Raw genomic sequence first — 9,084 nt, 5'->3', positions numbered from 1 at the left:
GGCTGCGATCTTTTGACTTTGATTTTCAAGACCAAAAGATCGCAGCCTGCGGCAGCTCCTACAGGGATCGGTGCGAGTCAGACGAACAACTCAGACGCCAGGCTCGCCGCCGACAATTCCTCGGTAAACTTCATCAGCAGCGGCGCCAATTCGTGCAGTCGCGCGCCGGGCATCCGTGCGCTCGGCCCGGCAATGCTCAGTACGCCGATCACTCGCCCGTCAACTGGATGCTTGACCACCGCGGCAATCGCCGAGGTGCCCACCGCCGAACTTTCCTCGACACAGGCATAACCCTGTTCCCGCGCCAGGCGCAGGCGCTCCAGCAGTTCGATATTGGAGCGCGGCGCATTCGGCCCGACGCCCACCGGTACTTCCGCGCCCTGGCGCTCGACCAGCGACAACGCCTCGGCATCGCTCATGCAGGCCAGCCACGCATGCCCGGAAGCGGTGTAGAACAACGGCGCGTCGCGGCCCATGTCCGGGTCATAACGCAGGCCCGTGCGTGCGCCCTGCGCCTTGGCGATCCAGGTCTGGCGCTCGCCATCGATCACCCCCAGACGCACCAGTTCACCGGTTTCCTGCGCCAGTCGATCCAGCACCGGTTGCACGATGTCGGCACCGCTGCTCGACAGATACTGAAACCCCATCGCCACCAGTTTGGTCGACAGGTGATAGCGCAAAGTCTCGGCATTCTGTCGCACGTAGCCCAGCCGAATCAGCTCCGCGAGCATCCGGTGCGTGGCACTTTTCGGGATGTCCAGTTGCTCGGCCAGGGTCTGCATCGGCAGCCCGCGCGGCTCACTGGTGAGGCTTTCCAGCACGCTGAAAACCCGTTCGATCTGACTGCCGGCCATGGGAAGGTCCAAGTGAAATTTTGCCGATTCTAGAAGACATCCGAGACAAAGCGAAATCCGGAACTAGCCGTGCGATAACCGCCCACTTTACTGAAACATGCCTTGTTGCAGCTGAACTTCATTGGTTAATTTCTGGAATCTAATTCCAATAAACCCAGTTGCGGAGCTTTGCCTGATGCCTGCCGAACTTCCCGAAATCGACTGTGACGTTCTGGTCGTCGGCTCCGGTGCCGCCGGTTTATCCACAGCGGTCACTGCCGCATGGCACGGCCTGAAGGTCATCGTGGTTGAAAAAGATCCGGTGTTCGGCGGTGCTACCGCGTGGTCCGGCGGCTGGGCATGGGTGCCGTGCAATCCGCTGGCCCGACGCGCCGGCATCGTCGAAGACGTCGAGCAGCCGCGCACGTACCTGCGCCATGAACTCGGCGAGCATTACGACCCGGCAATGGTCGACGCTTTCCTCACTGCCGGGCCGCACATGGTCGCGTTTTTCGAACAGCACACCGCTCTGCAATTTGCCGACGGTAACGCCATTGCCGACATTCATGGCGATACGCCCGGCGCCGGCACGGGCGGTCGCTCGGTCATCGCCGCGCCTTACGACGGACGAAAAGTCGGACGCCTGCTCAGGCGCCTGCGTACAACAATGCGCGAAACGTCCTTCATGGGCATGCCGATCATGGCCGGCGCCGACCTTTCGGCGTTCCTCAATCTCACCCGTTCGCTGAAAGCCGCGTGGCATGTAACCCGTCGTTTTACCCGACACTTGCTCGATCTGGCGGTACACGGCCGGGCCATGCAATTGGTCAACGGGGTGGCGTTGGTCGCAAGGCTGGCGAAGTCCGCCGAGGACCTTGGCGTTTTGTTATGGGAGTCGGCACCCGTGACCGAGCTGCTGCGTGATGAAGCAGGGGTTTGCGGCGCAGTGGTCAGCAGCGCCAACGGCCCGATCCGCATTCATGCACGTAAAGCCGTGGTGCTGGCCGCCGGCGGATTCGCCAACGACGTCGAACGGCGCAAGACCTTGTTTCCGCGCACGCCCACGGGTCATGAACACTGGGCACTGCCGCCGCTGGCGGTGAACGGCGATGGCCTGCGCCTCGGCGAAAGCGTCGGCGCCACGGTCAACACCGACCTGGCGTCACCCGTGGCCTGGGCGCCGGTCTCGCAAGTGCCACATGCCGACGGCAGCATCGGCCATTTCCCGCACATCATCGAACGCGGAAAACCGGGAATCATCGGCGTACTGCGCAACGGCCAGCGCTTCGTCAACGAGGCCAACGGTTACTACGACTACGTCAGCGCCATGGTTGCCGCCACGCCTGAAGGCAAAGAAGTCGCCTCGTGGCTGATCTGCAGCCGCGCCTTTCAACGGCGTTATGGCTTGGGCATGTCGCGGCCATTTCCCGTTCCGGTGTCAGGATTTATCCGCAGCGGCTATCTGAAAACCGGCAACACCCTTGAAGAATTGGCCAGCGCCTGCGGCATCGACCCCAGCGGATTGCGCCAGACGGTGGAGGACTACAACCGCCATGCACGCCACGGCGAGGACCCGTCGTTCGGTCGCGGCGCAACGCCCTATAACCGCAAGCAGGGCGATCCGGCGAACCTTCCCAACCCTTGCGTTGCCCCAATAGAGGCCGGCCCTTTTTATGCCGTGAAAGTGCAACCGGGCTGCTTCGGCACCTTTGCCGGGCTCAAGGTCAACCCGCAGGCGCAAGTGCTCGATGCCCATGCCCAGCCCATCGCCGGGCTCTACGCCGCCGGTGGCGACATGGCCAGCATCATGGGCGGGCACTATCCGGCAGGCGGGATCAACCTCGGCCCGGCGCTGACTTTCGGCTACATCGCCGCCCGGCATATCGCCGGCATCACTGCTTTCGAACAGGAGATCGACCATGCAGCACATCGTTAACGCCCAGGGTTTGAACATGCCGAAACTCGGCCTCGGCACCTGGCCGATGCTCGGCGACGAATGCACCCGTGCCGTCGAGCAAGCGCTGGAACTCGGCTACCGGCACATCGACACGGCAGCGGCCTACAACAACGAAGACGCGGTCGGACAAGCATTGGCGAATACACCGACACCCCGCGAGCAGATTCATGTCACCACCAAGGTCTGGTGGGACCAGTTGCAACCCGACGCCATGCGCCACTCGATGGAACGAAGCCTCAAGGCTTTGCGCTGCGAGTACGTCGACCTGTTCATGATCCACTGGCCGAGCACTGACTGGGACTTGCCGCGCACGCTTGAAACCCTCGCATCCTTCAAGGAGCAAGGTCTGGCTCGCAACATCGGCGTGGCGAATTTTCCGCTGCCGCTGCTGCGCACAGTCGTCGAGGAATACGGCATCCCTCTGTCAGCGATCCAGGTCGAGTACCACGTCCTGCTCGGCCAGAACGCCCTGCTCGACTATGCCCGCCAACACGATCTGGTACTGACGGCCTACACGCCATTGGCGCGTAACAAGGTCTCGGAGATTCCACAGATTCAGCAGATTGCCGAAAAACACGGCGTGCTACCGACTCAGGTGGCGCTGAAGTGGCTGCTGGATCAGCCCAACGTCGCGGCGATTCCCAAAGCCAGCAGCCGCGCCAATCAACTGGCGAACCTGGCTTCGCTGCAGGTTGAACTGGACGCTGAAGACCGCGCACTGATCGCCGCGCTACCGAAGAATCAGCGTCAGGTCAGCCCGGATTTCGCCCCGGTGTGGGATGCCTTCGATCGCTGACGCACAGCGCGCCGAGAGAAATCCGCCAACGGATTGAATTAGTCGCGCACACGCTCGTCAATAACAGGCCCGCCCTCGTCACCCGAGGCCGGGCCTGTTGGCGTGTGCTCGAATAGACGGACGACCGGACTGGCGCCACACTCTCACACCAGCAACACTCATCACCACGTACAGAAAGAGGATTACCACATGCTATGGAAAAAAGGCCGACGCAGTGACAACGTCGTCGATGCCCGTGGCGATGATAGCGGCGGCGGTGGTGGCATGCGGTTCGGTGGCGGCAAAGGCCTGAGCCTGGGGGCGATCCTGCTGATCGTCGGCATCGGCTGGATCACCGGACAGGATCCGTTGCAGATCCTCGGCCAGCTCACTGGGCAAATGACCGAGCAATCGGCACCGGCCTCGACGCAAACCCGCCAGGCGCCACCGGCCAACGACCAGCAAGCCGAATTCGTGCGTTCGATCCTTGGTGATACCGAAGACACCTGGGGCGCCATCTTCCAGCAGGCCGGGCGCCAATATAAGGACCCGACCCTGGTGCTGTTCAGCAACCGGGTGAATTCCGCTTGCGGGCTGGCGACTTCGGCGACCGGCCCGTTCTACTGCCCGGCGGATCAGAAAGTCTATCTGGACATGGCCTTCTTCCAGGAAATGGCCCAGCGCTTCAAGGCCGCCGGTGACTTCGCCCAGGCCTACGTGATCGCGCACGAAGTCGGCCACCATGTGCAGACGCTGCTCGGCGTCTCGGCAAAAATTCAGACGGCCCGTCAGCAGGGCCGGCAGATGCAGGGCGACGGCGGTTTGCTGGTGCGTCAGGAATTGCAGGCCGACTGCCTGGCCGGCGTCTGGGCCTACCATGCGCAGAAGCGCCTGAACTGGCTGGAACCGGGTGACGTCGAAGAGGCCTTGAATGCGGCCAACGCCATCGGTGATGATCGCCTGCAACAACAGGGTCAGGGCCGCGTGGTGCCGGACTCGTTTACCCATGGCACGTCGGCGCAAAGGGTGCGCTGGTTCAAAACCGGTTTCGCTCAGGGCCAGGTCGGCCAGTGCGATACCTTCGCGGCGAAAAACCTGTAAATGCGCAAATGGCTTCTGGCTTTACTGATCATCGGCGGCAACGCGCACGCGGCAGGCGTCGATGCCATCAGCCCCGGGCGCCTGCAATTCGAGGCCGGCGAAATGGCCGTTGGCATCAGCCCCGCACCTGAGAAAATCGAACGGGTGCTGATCGTCATTCACGGTCGTCTGCGCAATGCCGAGACCTATCGCAAGAGTGCCGAGCACGCCACCGAACTGGCCGGGCAAACGGCGCACACGCTGGTGATCGCGCCGCAGTTTCTCAACGAAAGCGACGTCGCGCTGTACTCCCTGCCCAACACATTGCTGCGCTGGAAAGGCAACGAGTGGATGGGCGGCGGGTTATCCACAGGGCCGAAGCCGCTGAGTTCCTACGCCGCACTCGACGCCATCGTCGCCCGGGTCAGCGACCGCAAGCAGTTTCCGGATGTGCAGCAGATCGTGATTTTCGGCCATTCCGGTGGCGGTCAAGTGGTGCAGCGTTATGCCTTGCTGGCCAAGGAGCAACCGGCGCTGAAGGCCAATGGCATTCGCCTGCGCTATGTGGTGGCCAATCCGTCGTCGTACGCGTATTTCAACGAACAGCGGCCGGTAGCGTTCGATCACGCACAGTGCCCGGGTTTCAATCGCTGGAAGTACGGGTTGACCGACATGCCGGTGTACGCCGGTGGGCAAACACCGTTGCAGCTTGAGAGCAGCTACATCAAACGCGAAGTGATTTACCTGCTGGGGCAGCAGGACATAGACCCGCAACATCCGGCGCTGGACAAGAGTTGCGCCGCCGAGGCACAAGGCGCGTATCGGCTGGAACGCGGCAAGCTGTTTTTCGGCTACCTGCTGCGCCGGCATCCGGAAGGGGTCAATCAGCGGCTGGTTGAAGTGCCCGGGGTCGGGCATAACGGCGATGGGATGTTGACGTCGCCGGAGGGGCTGAAAGCGCTGTTTGATTAATGACTTGTGGTGACTGTTGAGGCGCCATCGCGAGCAGGCTCACTCCTACAGGGGAAACGCATTCCAATTGTAGGAGTGAGCCTGCTCGCGATGAGGCCAGATCAGACAATAAAGATCTCAGACCGAAAGCATCCGCCGCAACTCGACACAATCCTGCGCATGCCAATCCGTCAGCTCCGGCCACGGGTTGTCCGGCAGATTCACCAGCACCGTACGCGCCCCGGCCGCCCGCCCGCAATCCAGGTCAAAACGGTAATCCCCGACCATCACCATTTCGCTGGCCGGGACGTTCCAGGCTTCGGCCAGTTTCAGCAACCCGCCGGGATGCGGCTTCGGTGGCGCTTCATCGCGGCCCAGCACATCTTCCACGGCGAAGCAGTCGGCCAGGCCGATGGCGTCGAGCGTCACATGCGCGAGTTCCCGCGCATTACGGGTCAGAATGCCCAGGCGATAACCGCGCCCGTGCAGGTCACGCACCAGCTCCACCGCACCGGCAGCCGGTTTCGAACCCAGCGCCAGATCGCGCTCATGCTCCAGCAACCACGCGTGTTTCGCCGCGGCTTCATCGGCGGGAAGCGCCGCGAGGTGGGTGAGAATGTCGTCCTCGGGCGGAATCGCCAGCGCCACGCGGATCGCCGCAAAGTCATGCACGGCGACCGTCAGGGTGCCGTCCATGTCGAACACCCAGTGCTTCACATCGCTCAGGCTCATGCCCAGTCCTTGCGGTGACGAATCAGGCCTTCCTGGGTCACCGACGCCACCAGTTGCCCGGCGCGGTTGTACACGCTGCCACGGGAGAACCCCCGGGAATTGCCGGCCCACGGGCTGTCCATCGCGTAGAGCAACCAGTCATCGGCGCGCAGATCGTTGTGGAACCACAGCGCGTGATCGAGGCTGGCGACCTGCATGTCTTTCTGCCAGACCGACTTGCCGTGCGGCAGCATCGAAGTGGTCAGCAGACCGAAGTCCGAGGCGTAGGCCAGCAGGTACTTGTGCAGCGCCGGAATATCCGCCAACGCGCCGTCGGCACGGAACCACACATACTTCACCGGATCGGCCGGCTGCGGGTTGTACGGATCCTTTTCGGTGACCGGGCGCACTTCGATCGGTTTCGGGCACAGCAGTTTTTCGCGCATGTGCTCGGGGATCAGGTGCGCGCGTTGCTGGGTCAGTTCCAGCTCCGACGGCAGGTTTTCCGGGCCGACCACCACCGGCATCTGGCTCTGATGCTCGAAGCCTGCCTCGTCGTATTGAAACGAAGCGCTGCAGGTGAAGATCGGGTGGCCCTTCTGGATCGCCGTGACCCGTCGCGTGCTGAAGCTGCCGCCGTCACGCACGCGATCCACCGAATACACCACCGGCAACTTGGCATCGCCCGGACGCAGGAAATAACCGTGCATCGAATGCACGTGGCGCGCTTCTTCAACCGTCTGACTGGCCGCCGACAGCGACTGACCGAGCACCTGGCCACCGAACAACTGACGGAAACCCAAGTCCTGGCTGCGGCCACGGAACAGGTTTTCCTCGATTGGCTCCAGGGTCAGCAGGTCGACCAGATCTTCCAACACTTGGCTCATTCAGACTCTCCTCACACAACGCTATGCCGCGCAGTCTTGGCTGCGGCGGCCCATTCAGGTTCTGGCGCGAGCCACTGTCGCGCCATTGTAAACGTCCGTGTCGGCTTAGCCATGCAGGGTTTGCAGCCATTGCTCCTTGGTAATTCGGTACAACAGATGCCGCCGCAACGGGTGATCGACGGCAAGTTTGGGGTGATCGAAATCATCGGCCGGATCGTGCTGCATGCCAATCGCCTGCATGACTTTCTCCGACGGCAGATTGCTCTGGGCGGTGAAAGACACGATTTCCTTCAGCCCCAGCCGATCAAAACCTGCGCGCAATGCCGTCCACGCCGCCTCACTGGCATAGCCCAGCCCCCAATGCTCGCGGGCCAGACGCCAGCCGATTTCCACCGCCGGGGTGAACGGCGCATCGAAACCGACCACACCCAGGCCAGTGAAACCGATGAACTCACCGCTGTCCTTGCGCTCCAGCGCCCACAGACCGAAACCGTGCTCGGCAAAATGCCCGCGCACCCGGCCGATCATCGACGCACTTTCGAGACGGCTGAGCGGGGCCGGAAAGTAACGCATCACCTGAGGATCGGCGCACATCGCCGCAAATTCCGGCAAATCCTCGTCGCGCCACTGACGCATCAGCAGGCGTGCGCTTTCGAGTTGCTGAATCGGCTCCATCATGCCCCTCCATTTCCATGCCGCAAGTCTACATCGCTGGTAGGATCGTTCACTCTTTCCATCGTTCCTACATGAAGTTGCCATGCCCCTGCCGCTGATCTACCACGAAGACTACAGCCCCGAGTTTCCGGCGGATCACCGCTTTCCGATGGACAAATTCCGCTTGCTGCGCGACCACCTGGTCGACAGCGGCCTGACCCGCGACGCCGACCTGCTGCGTCCCGAGATCTGCCCCAACGACATCCTCGCCTTGGCCCATGACCGTAGCTATATCGAACGCTACATGAGCGGCGAGTTGTCTCGCGAAGACCAGCGGCGCCTCGGCCTGCCGTGGAACGAAGCCTTGGCGCGGCGCACGGTGCGGGCGGTCGGCGGCTCGATTCTGGCGGCGAAAAAAGCCCTCGAGCATGGTCTGGCCTGTCACCTCGCCGGCGGCACCCATCACGCTCACTACGACTACCCGGCCGGGTTCTGCATCTTCAACGACCTGGCGATCATCAGCCATTACCTGCTGCAAAGCGGTCGGGTGAACCGTGTGCTGATCTTCGATTGCGACGTGCATCAGGGCGACGGCACCGCGCGGATCCTCCACGACACCCCGGAGGCAGTTACCGTTTCCCTGCACTGCGAAAAGAATTTTCCGGCACGCAAGGCCGAAAGCGACTGGGACATCCCACTGCCCAACGGCATGGGCGATGCCGACTATCTGCAGGTGGTGGATGACACCCTCAACTACCTGCTGCCGCTGTATCAACCGGACCTGGTGCTGTACGACGCCGGGGTCGATGTGCACAAGGACGACGCCCTCGGTTATCTGCAACTGACAGACGAAGGCGTCGCCGCCCGCGATGAAAGCGTGATGCGCCATTGCCTGGGCCGCGACATCCCGGTAGTCGGCGTGATCGGCGGCGGCTACAGCAAGGATCGCCACGCCCTCGCCCGCCGCCACGGCATCCTGCATCACAGCGCGCAACGGGTCTGGACGTCACACGGTTGTCACTAAGCTGTGCTGCGTTACCCACAATCGCTGTGGAACGGCCTGTGGATAACCTGAGCGAAAGGGACTACAGCCCACAGCGAACATGGCGTACAGCGCGATGGTTATTTTTTGACCACATACTGAATTCACTTCGATCTCCTTGTAGGAGTGAGCCTGCTCGCGATGGCGGACCGACATTCAGCACTTATGTCGCCTGATCAACCGCCATCGCGAGC

The 9,084-nt window shown here is 62.5% G+C and carries 9 protein-coding genes; 5 read left to right on the top strand and 4 right to left on the bottom strand.

All coding sequences use genetic code 11. The features are described 5' to 3' along the window. Positions 1–77: 77 nt before the first annotated feature. The gene (locus tag QMX91_RS26155; protein ID WP_282413594.1) at positions 78–854 is read right to left on the bottom strand and encodes an IclR family transcriptional regulator; all 777 of its coding nucleotides are present in this window, start codon (positions 852–854) and stop codon (positions 78–80) included. A 175-nt stretch (positions 855–1,029) separates the two neighbouring features. On the opposite strand from QMX91_RS26155, the gene QMX91_RS26150 reads away from it, so the two are divergent. The 4 genes from QMX91_RS26150 (at position 1,030) to QMX91_RS26135 (ending at position 5,617) form a co-directional block, all read left to right on the top strand. Further along, a complete protein-coding gene (locus tag QMX91_RS26150; protein ID WP_282413593.1) occupies positions 1,030–2,769 on the top strand; it encodes an FAD-dependent oxidoreductase in 1,740 nt (579 codons plus the stop codon). Continuing rightward, the gene (locus QMX91_RS26145; protein WP_282413592.1) at positions 2,753–3,586 is read left to right on the top strand and encodes an aldo/keto reductase; all 834 of its coding nucleotides are present in this window, start codon (positions 2,753–2,755) and stop codon (positions 3,584–3,586) included. Before QMX91_RS26150 ends, QMX91_RS26145 begins: the two co-directional genes overlap by 17 nt. 189 nt (positions 3,587–3,775) lie before the next feature. Beyond that, a complete protein-coding gene (locus QMX91_RS26140; protein ID WP_027612863.1) occupies positions 3,776–4,666 on the top strand; it encodes a neutral zinc metallopeptidase in 891 nt (296 codons plus the stop codon). Next, positions 4,667–5,617: an alpha/beta fold hydrolase gene (locus QMX91_RS26135; RefSeq protein ID WP_210558618.1), complete on the top strand. Its 951-nt coding sequence runs from the start codon at positions 4,667–4,669 to the stop codon at positions 5,615–5,617. Positions 5,618–5,734: 117 nt separating this feature from the next. On the opposite strand, the gene QMX91_RS26130 is transcribed toward QMX91_RS26135, so the two are convergent. The 3 genes from QMX91_RS26130 to QMX91_RS26120 all read right to left on the bottom strand — a co-directional run bounded on the left by QMX91_RS26130 (position 5,735) and on the right by QMX91_RS26120 (position 7,869). Beyond that, positions 5,735–6,328 (bottom strand): HAD family hydrolase, encoded by a 594-nt coding sequence (locus QMX91_RS26130; protein WP_210558617.1) that lies wholly within the window; start codon positions 6,326–6,328, stop codon positions 5,735–5,737. Further along, entirely contained in the window at positions 6,325–7,194 is an 870-nt protein-coding gene (tesB, locus tag QMX91_RS26125; RefSeq protein ID WP_003228466.1) for an acyl-CoA thioesterase II, read from the bottom strand. The genes QMX91_RS26130 and tesB overlap by 4 nt, the downstream gene beginning before the upstream one ends. A gap of 105 nt (positions 7,195–7,299) precedes the next feature. Beyond that, complete coding sequence (locus tag QMX91_RS26120; RefSeq protein ID WP_282413595.1) at positions 7,300–7,869, bottom strand: GNAT family N-acetyltransferase; 570 nt, start codon at positions 7,867–7,869, stop codon at positions 7,300–7,302. A gap of 82 nt (positions 7,870–7,951) precedes the next feature. Here QMX91_RS26120 and QMX91_RS26115 point away from each other — a divergent pair, with 82 nt between their 5' ends. Next, positions 7,952–8,872: a histone deacetylase gene (locus QMX91_RS26115; RefSeq protein WP_135296621.1), complete on the top strand. Its 921-nt coding sequence runs from the start codon at positions 7,952–7,954 to the stop codon at positions 8,870–8,872. Positions 8,873–9,084: the final 212 nt, after the last annotated feature.

It is taken from the genome of Pseudomonas sp. PS01299, from assembly GCF_029960145.1.
In the GTDB taxonomy this organism is placed as follows: Bacteria; Pseudomonadota; Gammaproteobacteria; order Pseudomonadales; family Pseudomonadaceae; genus Aquipseudomonas; species Aquipseudomonas putida_A.
This window is presented reverse-complemented; position numbering and strand designations above follow the sequence as displayed.